This window comes from Rhizobium sp. CG5 (assembly GCF_023701945.1).
In the GTDB taxonomy this organism is placed as follows: Bacteria; Pseudomonadota; Alphaproteobacteria; order Rhizobiales; family Rhizobiaceae; genus Allorhizobium.
The window spans coordinates 117,834-135,111 of the sequence record NZ_JABAEF010000017.1; the positions used below are offsets into that span (position 1 = coordinate 117,834).

At 62.1% G+C, this 17,278-nt stretch carries 12 protein-coding genes and 2 pseudogenes; 3 read left to right on the top strand and 11 right to left on the bottom strand.

The features are described 5' to 3' along the window. Positions 1–12: 12 nt before the first annotated feature. From HGO38_RS23805 to HGO38_RS23845, 9 genes are all read right to left on the bottom strand, one after another. Positions 13–780: a 2,3-dihydro-2,3-dihydroxybenzoate dehydrogenase gene (locus HGO38_RS23805; protein WP_250958303.1), complete on the bottom strand. Its 768-nt coding sequence runs from the start codon at positions 778–780 to the stop codon at positions 13–15. Continuing rightward, positions 771–4,691, bottom strand: a complete 3,921-nt coding sequence (locus tag HGO38_RS23810; RefSeq protein ID WP_250958304.1) for a non-ribosomal peptide synthetase — start codon at positions 4,689–4,691, stop codon at positions 771–773. Before HGO38_RS23810 ends, HGO38_RS23805 begins: the two co-directional genes overlap by 10 nt. Positions 4,692–4,694: 3 nt before the next feature. Beyond that, positions 4,695–4,946 carry a phosphopantetheine-binding protein gene (locus tag HGO38_RS23815; protein WP_250958305.1) on the bottom strand — a complete coding sequence of 84 codons (252 nt, stop codon included), beginning with the start codon at positions 4,944–4,946 and terminating at the stop codon, positions 4,695–4,697. After that, positions 4,943–5,593, bottom strand: coding sequence for an isochorismatase family protein (locus HGO38_RS23820; RefSeq protein WP_250958306.1), 651 nt, complete (start codon positions 5,591–5,593; stop codon positions 4,943–4,945). The genes HGO38_RS23815 and HGO38_RS23820 overlap by 4 nt, the downstream gene beginning before the upstream one ends. A 2-nt stretch (positions 5,594–5,595) precedes the next feature. Then, positions 5,596–7,224, bottom strand: coding sequence for a (2,3-dihydroxybenzoyl)adenylate synthase (locus tag HGO38_RS23825; RefSeq protein WP_250958307.1), 1,629 nt, complete (start codon positions 7,222–7,224; stop codon positions 5,596–5,598). Between the two features lie 4 nt (positions 7,225–7,228). Then, the gene (locus HGO38_RS23830; RefSeq protein WP_250958308.1) at positions 7,229–8,440 is read right to left on the bottom strand and encodes an isochorismate synthase; all 1,212 of its coding nucleotides are present in this window, start codon (positions 8,438–8,440) and stop codon (positions 7,229–7,231) included. Positions 8,441–8,535: 95 nt separating this feature from the next. Beyond that, positions 8,536–9,687, bottom strand: a complete 1,152-nt coding sequence (locus HGO38_RS23835) for an ABC transporter substrate-binding protein (RefSeq protein ID WP_250958309.1) — start codon at positions 9,685–9,687, stop codon at positions 8,536–8,538. Between the two features lie 51 nt (positions 9,688–9,738). Next, positions 9,739–10,395, bottom strand: coding sequence for an O-methyltransferase (locus HGO38_RS23840; protein WP_250958310.1), 657 nt, complete (start codon positions 10,393–10,395; stop codon positions 9,739–9,741). Between the two features lie 76 nt (positions 10,396–10,471). Next, positions 10,472–12,592: a TonB-dependent siderophore receptor gene (locus HGO38_RS23845; protein ID WP_250958311.1), complete on the bottom strand. Its 2,121-nt coding sequence runs from the start codon at positions 12,590–12,592 to the stop codon at positions 10,472–10,474. A 362-nt stretch (positions 12,593–12,954) separates the two neighbouring features. On the opposite strand from HGO38_RS23845, the gene HGO38_RS23850 reads away from it, so the two are divergent. Next, positions 12,955–13,941 carry a helix-turn-helix domain-containing protein gene (locus tag HGO38_RS23850; protein ID WP_250958312.1) on the top strand — a complete coding sequence of 329 codons (987 nt, stop codon included), beginning with the start codon at positions 12,955–12,957 and terminating at the stop codon, positions 13,939–13,941. A gap of 71 nt (positions 13,942–14,012) precedes the next feature. On the opposite strand, the pseudogene HGO38_RS31285 reads toward HGO38_RS23850, so the two are convergent. Further along, positions 14,013–14,116, bottom strand: a pseudogene (locus HGO38_RS31285) (IS6 family transposase); the annotation flags it as partial. A gap of 323 nt (positions 14,117–14,439) precedes the next feature. Between HGO38_RS31285 and HGO38_RS31175 the strand changes: the two are divergent. Both HGO38_RS31175 and HGO38_RS23855 read left to right on the top strand, forming a co-directional pair. Beyond that, positions 14,440–14,724: pseudogene (locus tag HGO38_RS31175) on the top strand (recombinase family protein); the annotation flags it as partial. A 33-nt stretch (positions 14,725–14,757) separates the two neighbouring features. After that, a complete protein-coding gene (locus HGO38_RS23855; RefSeq protein ID WP_502941625.1) occupies positions 14,758–16,689 on the top strand; it encodes a Tn3 family transposase in 1,932 nt (643 codons plus the stop codon). A 390-nt stretch (positions 16,690–17,079) separates the two neighbouring features. On the opposite strand, the gene HGO38_RS23860 is transcribed toward HGO38_RS23855, so the two are convergent. After that, a partial coding sequence (locus tag HGO38_RS23860) for a hypothetical protein (RefSeq protein WP_250958313.1) occupies positions 17,080–17,278 on the bottom strand: 199 nt, incomplete at its 5' end.

Below are 17,278 nucleotides of genomic sequence, written 5' to 3' on the forward strand. Positions count from 1 at the left end.
TTATCTTCCTTCCTATCCACGCAAGGTCGCGCCGCCGTCGACATAGAGATCTGCCATGGTGATATGGCAGGCCTGGTCGGACAATAGAAACACCACCGCCTGGGCGATGTCGTCCGGCATTGCCAGTTTGCGCAGGGGAATACCGGTGCGGTAGGTTTTCAGCGATCCCTCGATCACCGCCTCTGCGCCGCTATCGTCCGCCCACATGCCGGTTTGCATCGGCGTCAATGTCGAGCCGGGGGCGACGATGTTGCAGCGGATGCCATGGGGGCCGAGCTCCAGGCCAAGGCAGCGGGTGAACATCGTGGCAGCAGCCTTGGAAGCGGCATAGGCCGCCATATTCTGCCGCGGTATGCCGGCCGCATTCGATCCGACCGTGACGATGGCGCCGCTACCCTGCGCAATCATGGACCTGGCCAACGCCCGAGAGACGAGGAAAACACCCGTGGCATTGATGGCGATGACGCGATTCCAAACCGCCTCGGACGTCTCGACCACAGATGTTGTCTGCAGTACACCGGCGACATTGACGCCGAAATCGACATGGCCCCAATCCCTGGCAATACCATCGACGAAACGGTCGACCGCGGCCCCGTCACAGACATCGAGGCGATGGACCAGCAGGCGCTCGGCATCAAGAGCCGCCAGCGCAGCCGTCTCGACATCGGTGGCAGCGACGGTGACGCCCATGGCCAGCAGCAGCTTGACAACGGCAAGACCGATGCCGCCGCCGGCGCCGGTCACCAGCGCCGTTTTCCCCTCGAAACCGGTCAGTTGCATGCAAGTGTGCTTTCGGCTGTGTCCAGGGCTTGCCGCAGCAGCGGAGTGATCGCCGCCACCGCCGCGGCGCTGGTCATTTGGGCATGAACGAAGGGCACCTCGCAGACATGGAGATGGCCGACATAGGGCAGCCAGGCGTCCGGATTCAGGCATCTCTGCCCGGCGGTAGCCTGCGCGCGGACATGCAGCACCGGGCCATCGTAGAACCGGTGGCGGTGCTGGCGCATGAAGCGGTTGTTGAGGCCGACAACCCGCAAAATGCCGTCGAGGGCGCTGCCGGGCAATTGTCCGAGTGCGCTGCCCCGCTCGCGCAGGAAGCGGCAGACGGCATCACGGGTCAGCGGGAGGTCCGGCAGCTGCTCCGGATCGTGTCCGGCAATGGCGAGCAGCGCCTTCAACTCGGCGCCCTGCCCCGGATCGGCTTCGTTGCGCCAGCAATCGGCCGGATAGGCATCGAGCATTGCCAGCAGGCCGACGCGGCATCCCATGTCGTGAAGCTGCACGGCCACGGCCTGCGCCAGAATGCCGCCGACCGACCAGCCGCAGAGATGAACCGGGTCGGTGCCGCTCAAAAGCGCGATCCGGCGGGCATAGTCGAGTGCCATCTCGTCGAGGCTTTCCGGCACGGGCATGCTCTCGTCGAGCGCCAAGGCCTGCACCCCCCAGCCGTCGCGCTCTGCGGAAAACTGGCGGGCATAGCCGCTATAGCACCAGGACAGCCCTCCGGCCGGATGCAGCATGAACAAGGCGGGCTTGCCGGCCTCCCCGGCATTGAGCTTCAGCAGAGGCTGCAGTCCGGCGTCGGTCCCAACCGTGACATGCTCCAGATGATGCGCCAGCCGCCGCACCGTAGAATTTTCAAACAGAATGCCGATCCCGGGATCGCGCCCGAGGATCTCGCGCAGATGCAGCATAAGTTCGACCGCCAGCAGCGAATGGCCGCCAAGGTCGAAAAAATCGTCATCGGCGGAGAGATCCTGTTCGATTCCGAGAATCCGGGCAAACAACAGCGCCACAAGTCTTTCGGTTTCGCCCTGCGGGCGGGTGCTGGCGCGCGGCGTGCGTGCCGGTCTCGGCAGCGCCTTACGGTCCAGCTTGCCGCTCGCCGTCAGAGGCAGCGCCTCCAGCCGCGTGATTGAGGCGGGTATCATGTAATCCGGCAAGCGCGCCGTGACATGGGCAGACAGCGCGCCGGTCACCTCACCCTCGCCGGCGATCACGACATAGGCAGCGATACATCCGCCCCCGGCCGTGTCCTCGCGCAGAATGGCGACGGCCTGCGCGACCGCCGGATGCGACAACAACGCCGCCTCGATCTCGCCGAGTTCGATACGCTGCCCCCTGAGCTTGACCTGATAATCGGAGCGGCCGATATAAACGATGGCGCCATCGTCGCGCAGGCGGGCCAGGTCGCCGGTCTGATACATTTTCTCCGCGGGGTGAAAGGGATCGGCGATGAAGCGCTCGGCCGTCAACGCCGGCTGGCCGAGATATTCGCGCGCCAATTGTACGCCGGCGATATAGAGATGGCCTGCCACCCCTGCCGGCACCGGCCGCAGATAATCGTCGAGAACATAGAGACGCGTGTTCCAGACCGGATAGCCGATCGGCACGGGACTGGAACGGTCTTGCGGACCGGCCGGCCAGTAGCTGACATCGACCGCCGCCTCCGTCGGCCCGTAGAGATTGTGCAATTGCGCCCAGATATGGCGGTGAAAGCGGTCCCGCAGATCGCTGGTCAGTTCCTCGCCGCTGCAGAACACTCTTTTCAGCGCAAGCCCGCGTGTTTTCGGCTCCGACACGAAGGCCGAAAGCATGGAGGGCACGAAATGCGCCGTCGTCACGCCATTCTGCCTGACCAGTTGCGCCAGCGCCAGGGCATCCCTGTGAGCCTCGGGAGGAGCGACGACCAGCAATCCCCCGGAAACGAAGGACAGAAAGAATTCCCAGACGGAAACGTCGAACGTCATCGGCGTTTTCTGCAGGATCACGTCATCGGCATCAAAACCGTAATGCGCCTGCATCCATGCCAGCCGGTTGACGATGGCGCCATGTTCGATGACCACGCCCTTGGGCTCCCCGGTGGAGCCGGAGGTGTAGAGCACGTAGGCGGCATCCGATGGCGCCTGCACGGGACGGGCGGTGCCGGCGGGCGCCAATGGCCAATCCCGCGGAAGACTCACCTCGACCCCGGCCAGCGTCTCCTCGGCAAGCAGCAGCAGTGGCCTTGCCGACGCCAGTATGCGGTTCAAGCGCTCCGCAGGGTGGCTGAGGTCGAGCGGCATATAGGCGGCGCCGGCCCTGAGGATCGCCACCAGCGCCACGATCAGCTCGATCGATCGCGGCAGGGCAACGGCAACGATGCTCCCCCGGCCGATGCCGCGGGCAAGCAGCATCTCCGCCAGGGCCGCCGTCCGCTGATCGAGCTGCGCATAGCTCAGCGACGTGTTTTCAAAGCGCACCGCCTCGCGTTCGGCAAATTCCCCGAAAGCCTTTTCGATGATGGCGGTGAGGGTCGGATCCTTCACCGCATGGCTGGTCGCATTGAGGCCATGGATCAGCCATTCGGCCTCCGGCGGCGTCACGGTCTCGAGGTCGCGCAGACGTGCACCGGATCTTGCTGCGCGCACCGCAGACAGCAGGAAGGCCGCCAGCCGTTCGGCATGGCGCGGTCCCGCATCCGGCGGGTAGAGATCAGGATTGGTGTCGACCTCGATGCAGAAGGATCCGCGAGCCGGATCGCCGCGGAAGCTGAAGGTGATATCATCGACCGGCCCGGTTCCCAGCAGCGTCAGGGTGGTATCGGCACCCGCCAGCAAGGGCACCGCGTCAAACGGCAGAACGTTGACCAGAGGGCCATAGAGGCGCCTGTTGCCGCCAAGAAGGCCGAGATCGCGGCGGATCTGTTCATGACGGTAGCGCCCGTGGCGGCGGTCGGCGGCCATCCGCGCGGCACTTTCCCGCAACCAGGAGACAAGGTCGCGTTCCTCATCAATGCACAGGCGTAGCGGCAGGATATTCATCACCATAGTGGCAACCCGTGCAGCGGCAGAGGCGAAGCGATCCATGAACGGCACGCCGATCACCACGTCGCGCCCGCCGCAGAACCGCGCATAGTAGGCAGCCGTGAAGGCAGTGAGAATATCGGGCCAGGACAGCTGGGTCTCCCGGGCCAGATCGAGAAGTGCGGCGCCGAGATCCTCCGGCAGGCCGTAGTCCGCATGGTCGTAGCGATGGGCCGAGCGGGCAACCCCCGAATTGATGCCAACGACATCCGGCGCACCGCAAAGGGCTTGCTGCCAATAGGCGCGGTCCTCGACTTGCCGGGAGGAATGATCATAATCCCGATCCAGGGCGATGGCGACCTTGAGTGTAGAGAGCGGCGGGCCGGCCGGCGCCGCCATAGTCTCGCTGTTGTAGAGCTGGGCGATGCGCTGCGTGAGCAGATGGGTGGCAAAGCCATCGGCAACGATGTGGTGCAGTCGCTGGAACCAGATGAAACTGTTTTCAGCAATCCGATAGAGGACCTGGCGCGCCGGCGGATCGCGGGCAAGATCGACGGGATGCTGCATATCCGCCTCAATGTCGCGCAGGGCCTGGGAACGCGGATCGGCATGGCTTGAAACGTCGACAAGCTTCAGCCGCGGCCGGTTGTCCTCGCTGACGTCCTGCCGGTCCTGATCCAGGATCCGCACGGCAAGGCTGTCGGCCTCGGCCGCAGCCGCATTCACCGCCCGTTCGAAGCGGGCCGGATCCAGCGGCCCGCGGATTTCGACATATTGCCCGGTATTGAAAACCGGGTTCTGCGGATCCAGCGCCTGGGCGAACCAGATGCCGCGCTGGGCACTGGTAAGCGGCAGGGCCTGAACGGCCTGCGGTTTCCTGTTCGGTCGTGCGGACGATACCGGCATGGCTCAGGCCTCCCCATTCTGTGCGATCCGTCGCGCGGCAATCGCCCACCAGGCAGACAGGGTCAGGCGTGCGGCAAGTTCGGAGAAATCGAGAGTGACACCCCTCTCCTGCCACAGCAGCACCAGATTCAAGGCGCGCATGGAATCCAGGCCGGCATCCATCAGATTGTCGTCATCGGCGATATCGCGCGGATCGACATGGATCACCGCGGCAATATCGCCCCGCATCGTTTCCAGGGTGAAATCTTCCCTCATGACGCCTCTCCTTGCGGCAAGGACCGCGACAGGGCATCAAGCGTCAGCGGCACGGCGCAGGTCATTGCCGCATAGGCGAGCGCCATGTCGTGGCGTTCGCGCGAGAAATCGGCAAGGGCGTCTGCGACGAGAAAAGGTTTTACGTCGCGCTGGAAGGCCTCCGCAGCGGTGAGCAGGCAACCGATATGGGCGTAGACGCCGCAGATCACCAGCTGGCTTCGCCCGCGCGCCTGCATATGATGGGCCAGATTGCTCATCTGGTAGGCGCTGTAGCGGTGCTTGACGAGAACGATGTCCTCCTCGCCGGGTTTCAGCGCCTCGACGATATTCTGGTGCCCGGGCGCATCCGTCATGCCGGGCCCCCACAGATCGGCCTGCAGTCCGCGGTCGCGCGGATCCTGGTTGCCATTCTGCGCGGTGTAGAAGACCGGCATGCCCGCCGCATGCGCGCAGCGTTTAAGGCGGACGATATTGGCGATGACCGGTGCGATCGGCGAAGCATCCGCCTCGAATGGCGAGAGGAAGTAGTTCTGCATGTCATGGATAAGCACGGCTGCGCACCCGGGATCGAAAGTCCAGGACATGCGCGCACTCGGAATCTCCTGCCCGGTCGGCAGCGGATAGGCGACGATTTTCGGTATTGCCATGGTCAGGACCTCGATTCCTGTGTTTCAAGGTAGCCGTCCCTGAGGCCCTGCCGCAGGATCTTGCGACTGACCTTGCCGACGGCCGTGGTTTCGAACTTTTCGACAAAGACCACCTGATCGGGCACCTTGAACTCCGCCAGGCCCCGGCCGCGCACGAAGGCCTTGAGAGCGAGGGCGGTCGGGCGGTTCCCGCCGCCGATCACGAAGGCGCAGCTGCGCTCGCCGAGATAGGGATCGGGAATGGCCACCACCGCTGCATCGAAAACGCCGGGATGGGCAATCAGGTGGTCCTCGATCTCCTCTGCCGATATTTTCTCGCCGGCCCTGTTGATGTGGTCGCCGGCGCGGCCCTCGACCACCAGATAGCCGTCCGCCGTCATGCGCACGATGTCACCGGTGCGGTAATAGCCATCGGCCGTAAACGAGCGGGCATTCGCCGCGGCGTCATCGTGATAGGCGCGGATCGTATAGGGACCCCGCGTCAACAGCATGCCGGCGGCGCCATCGCGGACGGGCTCGCCCCATTCGTCAACGATCAGGATCTGGTCATCCGGGCTGATCGGACGGCCCTGCGTCTCGACGATGCGCTCTTCCGGATCGTCGAGACGCGTATAGTTCACCAGCCCTTCCGCCATGCCGAATACCTGCTGCAGGCTGCAGCCGAGTGCCGGGCGGACACGCCTTGCCGCTTCCGGCGTGAATTTCGCGCCGCCGACCTGCAGCACTTTCAGGCTCGACAGGTCGTGCGTCGCCGATGCCGCAGCCTGAATCCACAACAGTGCCAGCGGCGGCACCAGCCCAGTGATGGTGACCTTTTCGCGGGCGATCAAGGCGAAAGCCGTTTGCGGGCTGGGCGACGGGCACATGACCACCCGGCCGCCGGCATAAAGAGCCCCGAAGGCGCCGGGGGAACTCATCGGGAAATTGTGGGCGACCGGCAAGGCCGCCATATAGACGCTGCCCGCGTCGAGCCTGCAAATCTCGGCGCTGGCGCGAAAACTGTAGATATAGTCATCATGGGTGCGCGGGATCAGCTTGGGCAGGCCGGTACTGCCACCGGAGATCTGCAGGAACGCCACGCTGCCCGGATCCGGGTCCGCAGGCAGATCCACAGGCGTCGCCGGCAATTCGGAAAGGCTGGTGAACTCCTGCGCGTCACCGACCACGATCACATGCCGTAGCGCCGGTGTGCCGTCCTTGACCTTGCGGGCGAGCACGCGGTAGTCGAATCCGTCGGCCGCCGCCGCAATGATATATCCCGACGCCTGCGACCTTGCAGCAAGATGCAGGACTTCGCACTCGCGGTGGGCCGGCAGCGCGAAAACCGGGATGAGACCGGCCCGAAACAGGCCGAAAACCACCGACAGGAATTCGGGGATGTTCGGCAGTTGCACCACGATGCGGTCCCCGGGCCGGTAGCCGAGTGCAAGCAAACCGTGTGCGACCGCCTCGGCCCTCTGCGTGAGCTCGCGATAGGTCCAGCATGCAGTTTCTCCGACGACGGCGATGCTGTGTGGCCGTTCGCCAGCATGACGGCGCAGGAAACCGAACATGGTCTCGCCACGCCAATAGCCGCGTTCGCGGTAGAGCGCCGCCAGATCGTCCGGCCAGACCTGCGTCAGCGGCTGCATGACATCATTCCTTTCCATCGACGCAGGCGGCGTCAATGCCGAAGGCGTCGAGCATTGCGCGAAATTTTGCCGCCGTCTCAGCGACCTCACCTTCGGGTGTCGAACCGGGCACGATGCCGGCCCCGGCGTAGAGACGGGCCTGCTTGCCTTCGATCTCGGCGCAGCGGATGGACACGAACCAGCGTCCATCGCCGGCGGAGTCGCACCAGCCAACCGCCCCGGCATAGAAATCACGGTCATAAACCTCCAGATCGCCAATCACGCGATGAGCAAGGTTGCGCGGCATGCCGCAGACAGCCGGCGTCGGATGCAGAAGCGCGGCCAGCCGTTGCGAGGAGATCGACGCATCCTTCAGCTTGCCGCAGATCCGCGTGCCAAGATGCCACATGCTGGCGGTCGCCTTCAGCGCCGTGCCATCGGGGGTGGAAAGCGCGCGGCAATGCGGCGCCAGCAGATCCATGATCGCCTCGACGACCATCGCGTGTTCGCGCCGGTCCTTGTCCGATCGCAGCAGCATGTCCGCCGACTGACGGTCCGCCGCTTCGTCCGCATGGCGCCGCGCTGATCCGGCAAGCGGATGCGACGCGACATTGGCGCCGCGCTTCTCCAGCAGCAGCTCCGGCGTCGCACCGACCAGATATCGCGGCGTCTTGTGCCGCGACGGCAGCGGCGTGACAAACGCCGTCACGCCGTCATCCCCGGCCAGGCGCCGCAGCAGTTCAGCGACCGAAAACGCATTGCGGGCACTGACCTTCAGGCTGCGCGACAGGACAATCTTGCGCAGATCCGTGCCCGGGACCGCCAGCGCCTCCAGGCCCCGTGCGACAGCCATGCCGAAGATCTCCGCAGCCGGGTCGGCCGTCACCACAATGCCCGACGATCCTATGCGAGCCGATGGCGATCCCTCCAGACCCGAAAGGCTTGCCAGGTCATGGCGCCCCTGCACCCGCAAGACCCGTTCCGGCTGGATGAGATGGGCGGACATCGCCGGATCATAGGGCAGCGCGCCAACCAGAACGTCCGGTCCACCGCGGTTTTCGGAGAAATAGCGCTCGGTGCGATCGGCAAGCGTGTCGAGGGCCCCGGCGGGGGGGCTGCCATTCTGCCCATAGGCAAGCAGGGTTTCACCGGGCATTCGAAGCACATAGGCAGGCAGGGTCGTCGGCGCCCTGCGCGCCTCGGGCTGCGTGCTGGTCGAGGTCATGGGAAAAGACATATTGTCCTCCTGCTATCCGTTGGGATTTCCACCGCGGCCAACCGGCAGCGATGACTGTGATATCGTGGCGGCACTTTTTCCTGTGTGCCGACCACTCATTCCGTCCAATAGGTGCCGACGAGGGGGATGGCAGCCATCCGGTTCAGGGACTGGCGCGTCGCCTCGACGTCGAGGTCCGAAAACAGCTCCGGGTGCAGCCATTTCGCCATGATTTCCAGCGCGAGGATATCCATCCCCGGTTCGAACAATTGTTTTGCCAGGCCATGAACGCGGCCGCTGACGACCGCCGGGAGCGCCGAAAAGCCGGGTCTCGCAAGCAGGGCCCTCAGGGAATCCTCGGTCGTGCTGCGGTCGAAGGATGGGCCGATCAACAGCCCGCCGCGCGTGGCCATGTAAGCGCCGCCGCTGGCGATGTAGACCTCGGGCTTCGATGCGATCACATATTCGATGTTGATCTGGCCGAAGGGACGGCCCTTCAGGATATCACCGATATTGCGGGCCTTGAGCCGGTCGATCACCTTGCCGAAATTTCCGGTTCCGGGCGTATTGCAGCAGGGCTCGCTCACCGCCGCATGCGCTTCCAGAAACACGCGTGGTGTCAGTGACGATGGCGATTGCGCCAGCCGGCTATCGATTGCCGCCAGATGCGCCTTGCGGAAGGCGATCATCTGCGCGGACTGGGCGCTGCGGCCGATGGCCTGCCCGAGCACCGCAAAGCTGGCATCGGAATTGCCCAGCGGATCGAGGACAAAATCCACGTAGATAGCCGGAATGCCCGCTTCCTCAAGTTGCGCGAGTTGCTGTTCGGCAACGCGGGAATACAGCGACAGAACGACGAGGTCCGGCCTTGCGGCGATCACCTGTTCGACGGCCATGTCCTCGGAACTGCTATTCGTCAGGCTCAGGCTGTCGATGGCAGGAAATTTGAGCCGGTAGGCCTCATATTGCTCGCGGCCAAGACGATCAATGTCGTGCGGCCATCCGGCGACCAGCGCGATGGGATCCGGTGCCAGATAGGACAAGGCAGTGATGATCCGACCGTCATCGATGACGAGACGGGTGGCCGCAGCTTCCAGAGTGACCGTTCGCCCCTTGACGTCGGTGAGTGTGATCCCGGCATGGGCAGGAGCGGTGGTAACGACCGCTGCAAGCAGCGCCACGGCAAACACGCTGAGCCGGCCGAAGGTCCGCGACCACAACGGCCGACGGGCGGTTTTGCGCGCAGGCGGCTTCGGACGATATGTCATGGACAAAACTCCAGTTTGACGAGGCCCCTGGCCTGTTGGCACATGCATCGCCTATGGACGCCGCCGGATGAAGGTCATGCCGTCGCCGAGCGGGATCAACGACATATCGACCCGCTCGTCGTCGCGGATCTTTAGGTTCAGTTGCCGCAGGGCGATCGTATCCGGCCGGTTGTCCTCCGGATCCGCCACGGAGCGGCCCCAGAACATGTTGTCGAAGCAGATCATTCCCCCCGGCCGCACGAGGCGCAGGCAAAGTTCGTAATAGGCATCGTAACTTTCCTTGTCGGCATCGATGAAGGCGAAGTCGAAGCCGCCTTCCCCTTCGGATGCGACCAGGTCTTCGAGCGTGCTCACGGCATTTCCGAGCCTGAGATCGATGCGATCGGCAACACCAGCCTGCTCCCAGTAGGTCCTGGCGACGGAGGTCCATTCGGCGCTGGCATCGCAGGCGACCAGTTGTCCGTCTTCCGGCAGCGCGCTGGCGATCGCCAGCGCGCTGTATCCGGTGAAAGTGCCGATTTCGAGTGCTTTCCTGGCCCCGATGCTCTTGACCAGGAGAGCCATGAGGGCGCCGGCGGCCGGCGTGGAAATCATGTGGCCCTCCGCCAGCCGCATCGTCTCATCGCGCAACCTTCGCTGAACGTCAGTCTGCCGGGTTCCGATGTCGATGACGTATTGGCGAATCTCGGTATCGGAAATCTTCTTCATGCTGCATGCCCTTTCAACGCGACGAGGATGGAACGATCGCGACACCCACGCTCAGCGCACGGCGCCTTCGCCGGTATCACCATTTATACTTGAGCGTTGCGTATGCGGCCCGTCCAGTTCCATAGAAGCAATTTATGGTTGTTATGCAGGACGACACATACTCTTTGTTGAAGATGTTGCTGACGCTGACATTCAAGGACAGTCCGGCCAAATCCGATGACCGGGCTCCGAAATCATAGTTGAGCGAAGCATCGAACAGCATGAAGGAGCCGACCTTGAAGCTGTTGTCGTCAGCGCCATAGGTGGTGCCGGTGTAGCGCGCGCCTGCCCCGAAACCCAGGCCTTCGAAGGTGCCGTGATCAATGCCGTAATGCACCCATAGCGAGCCAGAATGCTGCGGCACCGCCACTGGAACCTTGCCGACATTGGCCGCCGTGGCACTCTTGGTCACTTCGGAGTCGAGGTAGGTATAGGCCGCAGTCATATCCCAGCCGCCGCCGAGCGCCACCTTGGCTTCCAGTTCCAGCCCGGTGGTCTCGACCTCGCCGGTCTGGACATAATATCCCGAATGCGCCGTGTCCGAGGAAACGACATTCTGCTGCGTCAAGTGATAGAGCGAGGCCATGAACAGGGCGTCAAAACCTTCCGGCTGGTACTTGACGCCGACTTCCAGCTGCTCGCCGGTCACCGGTTCAAGTGTCACTCCACCGGCGTCGCTATAGGCAAGACCGGAGGGAGGCTCGAATGAGGTTGAATAGCTCACATAGGGGGCGAGACCGTTGTCGAAGAGATAGGCGGCACCCGCCCTGCCGGTGAAGGCGTGATTTTCCTGCGTGGTCGTCGCCGTTGTCGACGTCGACAGCGTGGTGGTATCGGTATCGATGGAATAGCTGTCGTAACGGCCGCCGAAAGCGAGGTTCAGCTTGCCGATCTCTATCTGGTCCTGCAGGTAGATGCCGGTCTGGTTGGTTACTTGCGTCGTGTCGGTCTGATAGGCCGGCGTTGCGATCGCGGTGCCGTAGACAGGGTTGAGATAGTCGATGCTCGGCCCGGTGCCCGTGCCGTACAACCGGTTGGCATTGGTATACTGATAGTCGAAACCGGCCAGAAGCGTGTGATCCAGCACGCCGGTTTCAAAATCGGTTTCCAGCTGGTTGTCGATGACGAAAGTATCGACATCCTCGGTGACATGCGATGTCCGCCGGGAAATGGTGGTTCCCGATATGGCATAACCCGTCAATCCACGCTGCTCGCTTTCGACGTGGGTATAGCGCAGGTTTTGGCGGTATGTGAAGTTCTCGCCGAACTCATGCTCGAATTCATAGCCGGCGCGCGTGGTCTGGCGGGTGAACATGTCGTAGTCTGGATCGCCGACATTGAAATCATAAGGGACGTCGGCATATGTTCCATTGGCATAGACGGTCCCTGCCGCCGGCAGGTAGGACGGGTAGGAACTGCTTGGATCATTGGTGTGGTTGAACAGCAGCGTCAGGCTTGTGCCTTCCTCGGGCTTGATCATCAGCGACGGCGAGATGGAAATCCGCTCGGTGGTGACGCCGTCGATATTGGTTTCATTGTAGCGGCCGGAGGCCACGAACCGGTAGAACAGCGTGTCGCTGCCGGCCACGGGACCGCCAAGATCGATCCCCGCCTTGATGTAATTGTCGGCACCGACGGTGAGATCAACCTCACGGACGACTTCCTCTGTCGGCTTCTTCGACACCATGTTCACCAGACCGCCCGGCGTCATCTGGCCATAAAGAACGGAAGAAGGGCCACGGATCACTTCGATACGTTCCAGATCGAAGACATCGACTGTCGGCTGCGAAAAGGACATGCCGCGCAACAGACGAAGTCCGTCCAGATATTGCACAAAACTCTGGTAACCGCCGAAGCCGCGCAGCGGAACGATATCAAAACGGTCGTTCGGACGGATATCCGGGGTGACGCCGGCCGAGTAGCGCAATGCTTCTGCGGCCGACCGCGCGCCCTGCTCCTCGAACTGCTTCTTTGTGACAACGGAGACGGACTGCGGCGTGCTCACAAGCGGCGTGGCGGTCTTGGTCGCGCTGCGGGCACCCTTGGCCACGAATTTGGCGTCTTCGCCGTCCGTGGCGCCATCAGCCTCGACGGTGATCTTCTGCAGAACCGTCACTTCCTCGGCTAGGGACACATTTGCGGCGATCAAACCGCTCAAGCTTGCGGTCCCCAGGAAAACATAGCTCAAATGCCGACTGCCAAACATGTCCACTCCATAAGAATGTTACGCGCCACCGGATCCGGCGGGCTAACAGCCTCAATCCTACTTTAATATGATTGGATTTGTCATGTTTATATATATATGGAAAGGAACCCGCCCCGCCACCGGCAAACGATTTGCAGAACGTCGAATTTCATTTGCCTGGCGGCAGCGGCACAAAGCATGTCGCCCGAAAGCGGGCACCGGTTTCGGGGCAACGACATGCGGCAAAACAAAGAGATAAAGCGTGACGAGCAAATCCGAAAGATCGCGACACACTTTAGGCTCTTGCGGACAGAAAAGGCACAAGCAGGATGAGCATGCTGGTCAAGACACAGGAATTCCTCGATCATATGCGCCGACAGAACAAATCCATCCGTGTCATCGAACCAAAACTGGATGTAAACGAGGATATGTTGCGCGGACGCTTTGCCGCCATGACCTTACGCAAGGGCTTGTCTGTGCGATTTTCCGACGTGGTCAACCTGTGCGATCTGACGACGGAATCGGAATTGCAGCCGCATCTCAGCATCAAATTGTTTCTGGAAGGTGGAGTGGACGCCCGCATTGGCGGCAAGCAGATTCCGATGCCGCACCGCTCGGCGGATGCTGCCCGCTGGATTCCCTCCGCCACGATCTTCTCGCAGAAATCACCGGAAAATTTCCAGCGGCGCGCCATGATCGGCGATCGGATCCGTAAGTTCAATATCGTGATCGAACCGGACTGGCTGGAATCGGGCGATGTCTTCTGCGACCCGACCGCAACCGCAATCAAACGCTTCACCGATGGTCATCTTTCGCTCGTGTCCTGGGAGCCGAGCCCGGTTGTCGTCGGGCTGGTCCTGCAGGCGATGAACCCGCCGTCCTTTGAGCCATTTCTGCATCGCCTCTATGTTGAGAGCCGCGTGCTGGGCATCGTCGCCGAATCCTTCCGGATGATTGCCGGCCAACGGGTTCCATCCAAAGACGCCATCGGCCCGCCGCTTAAGCCGGCAGAGCGACGAAAGCTGGACAAGGCGGAGGAGTTCATCCGGGTCTGCCGGGGCCGCCTGCCCACCGTTGAGGAACTTGCCGCCGCCGCCGGCGTCAGCGTCAACACCCTGCAACGTCTCTTTCATATTGCACACCGATCGACCGTCTTCAGCTATGTCAGGACCCACAAGCTCAACGAGGCACGCGCCGCGCTGGAGAGCGGCGGTCTCACCATTACCCAAGCCGCCTTTGTCGCCGGATACACAAGCGCCGCCAATTTTTCGACCGCCTTCAAGCGCCAATTCGGCTTCACCCCCAAGGCGGCACGACATTAGAGTTCCTTGGCTTGGCATCGCAGACTTAACGGTAAATATGCCAGACCATGACGCATGGCATATTTTGTCGGTCATGCCCGGGCGATTTTTGCCCACAGGTTCATCGCCGCAGCACGCAATTCGCGATGATGGCTGGAGGTATGTCGTGGCGCGGAATTGGTGCATGGATCAAATTTCAACATTTTGCATCTATGCGGCTCCGTGGGAATCTCTGCAATAATACCCGCTAAGAGGTTTTCCGTGTGACGGAAAACAGATGATTTCCGCACAGCGCCGCCGCAGCTCGAAACTGCAGAGGTGAACCGGCGATTTTTTGCGCGACAAACCTTGTCGGAATGTGAAACTGTACGGCAATTCTTGATTTTAGGTTTGTCGCACATGCTGATTGGTTACACGCGGGTGTCGAGCAACGACGAGCGACAGTCCGTCGCCTTGCAGCGTGATGCCCTTCTTGCCGCTGGCGTGGACCAACGTCACCTGCACTAGGACCGCGCTTCCGGCGCGGGTGACGATCGGCCGGGTCTGAAGTCGTGCCTTGCCGAATTGTGCAAGGGCGACGTGCTGGTTGTCTGGAAGCTGGATCGGCTGGGCCGGTCGCTGTCTCACCTGATTCGGATCGTCGAGGATTTAAAGGTGCGTGGTGTCGCCTTCCGATCACTGACGGAAGCGATCGACACGACGAATTCGCACGGTGCGTTTCTGTTCAATCTGTTCGGCACGCTCGCCGAATATGAAAGAACGCTGATCACGGAGCGGGTAAATGCGGGTCTGGCGGCGGCCCGCCGGCGTGGTCGCAAGGGCGGCAGGCCTCCGACAATCGACACCGAAAAGGTCGAGCAGATCCTCGCCGCATTGGAGGCTGGCGCCAGTTCTGTTGTCCGGCCTGACAGCAGCGACGAGTTCGACGAACTGATCGAACGGCACAAATCGCTGCGAAAATTCGGGAAGCTTGTCTTTCACACATTCTCCTTCCGATCGTTTCGCCCCGACGATCCGGTACTTCGGGCCGTCGAGCATCTGCGAGCGCTCTACAACGGCCGGAAACTGCCCGCCCAGGTACCGATCGCGTTCATGACCCGCAAATGGCGGCGGCGTGTCCGCTTGGATGGCATAACCATAGACCTGAAGGCCTGGGAAGTGGCCGTGCTCGTTCATCTACGCGAGCGTCTTCGCGCCGGCGACATCTGGGTTGACGGCAGCCGTGCATGGCGCAGTTTCGAGGATTATCTTCTGCCGCGACCAATCTTCGCCCTGATGCGCGCCGAAGGGCGGCTCGGTCTCTCCATCCCCGACAGCTTTGCCGAATGGCGCGCGGAACGAGCCGCCACGCTCGATGCGAAGCTGAAAGAGCTGGCCAAGGCGGCGGCAGCCAACGCCATTCCGGATGCGGCTATTTCTGACAAGGGTTTGTCGGTCTCCCCGATCCACGAGGAGGAACGCGACAGGATCGTTGCGCTCAGCCGCAGGCTTTACGTTCTCGTGCCACGGGTCGGGATCACCAGCCTGCTCGACGAAGTCCATAGCTGGACCAGGTTCCTCGACAGCTTCACCCACTACCGCACCGGCGAGACAGCAAACGACGAGCCGGCGTTGATGGCTGCCATCCTTGCCGACGCCACCAATGCCGGCGCTGAACGCATGGCGGAAAGTTCGCGTGGCGTCACAATCCACCAGATGATGCTGATGGTCGATCGGCATTTGCGGTCGGAGACTTATGCGACGGCGACTGCCGTGCTGGTTGATGCACAACAGGCCCAGCCGTTCGCGGCGATCTGGGGCGGTGGCCACATCTCGTCCTCCGACGGGCAGTTCTTTCCGGCTGGCGGGCGCGGCGAAGCCAGCCTCGACTATAATGCAAAATACGGAAAGCGGCCCGGCGCCTCGATCTACGGGTTTCTGTCGAACCGCTTCGCCTCCTTCTTCTCTCGTATGATCCAGGCCTCCGAAAGCGAGGCTCCCTACGTGCTCGACGGCCTTCTTCACAACGAAAGCTCCGTCGAAATCCATGAGCACGCCACAGATACTGCCGGTGCGACCGAGACCACATTCGCAACGTTCCATGCCTTCGGCTACAGGCTCATTCCCCGTATCCGCAACCTTGGCAATCGCAGGCTCTTCGTCATCAAGCCTGATCCGGCCTACGAACCACTCGACGCGCTGATTGCTGGCAGTGTCAATATGGATGTCGTTGAACAGCACTGGGACGAAATCCTGCGGCTGAAAGCATCGATCGGGGCAGGCCTGGTGCCGCCCTCCATCATTCTGAAGAAGCTGGCGGCTTCACCCAGGCAAAACCGGCTCAATCAAGCCCTCCGCGAGATGGGGCGCATCGAGCGTTCGATTTTTGTCTGCGACTGGCTGCTCGATACCAAACTTCGACGCCGGTCCCACGCCATCCTAAATAAGGGAGAAAGCCGCCATGCCCTCGCACGCGCCATCTTCCTTCACCAGCTCGGCGAACTGCGCAACCGGGTCCCTGAAACCATGGCCTACCGGGCGTCCGGCCTCAACCTCGTCGTCAACGCCATCGTCCTATGGAATACCGTCTATCTCAGCCGGGCCGTAGACTATGTTCGCGGCCAGGGCATCGTCATTCCCGATGGACTCCTCTGCCAGGTTGCACCGCTCCCATGGGCTCATATCGCCCTGACCGGCGACTATCTCTGGAACGAAATTGACCGACCCCTCGAACGATACAGGCCAATCCGGACTAACCGCTTCAATCCAAACAACTTCGATTTCCCTTAGCGGGTATTAATGCAAAAATGCCCACCGAGCCCCGTCATCGGCCTATCCTTTTTGATCGTAGTTGGCTTGGCCGCTGGAAAAGCGTCCGGTTGGATTGGGAGAACGAGTTTTAGCCGTTGGCTGGATGGCATCGCCGGTTTGTTTTTCCTCGGTCTGGCCGCACGTATTGCCCTGACAGGCAGGGGTCGGAACAAGAGCAGTGCAAAATCGTACGCTAAGGGCGAACGGAATGAGAACTTACGCGACCAGCCGCAGCCCAGCTGGAAGGCGGAGCGCTCGGAATCCGTTGGGCATCTGATGTTCCGCATCCCAGGTGTAGATGCCGGTAAGGTTGATATGTTGGGATGGACGGCTCCTGCTCCGCTACCGCTGTGCCATAGTGGCATGCGGTTAGAAACGATAGAGGAGCAGTTCATGAAAAAGATTGCGACGATTGGCCTTGATCTGGCGAAGAATGTCTTTGTGCGACCTGCAAGTCGCGTGAGTTTCTGTTTCACAGGAGGAGATATTGCCTGAAGAAACCGGCTGTTCCATCAGCCGTTCCCTACCCGGACATGCGGAGCCGGTAACGGCTCGGTGTGAAGCTCTG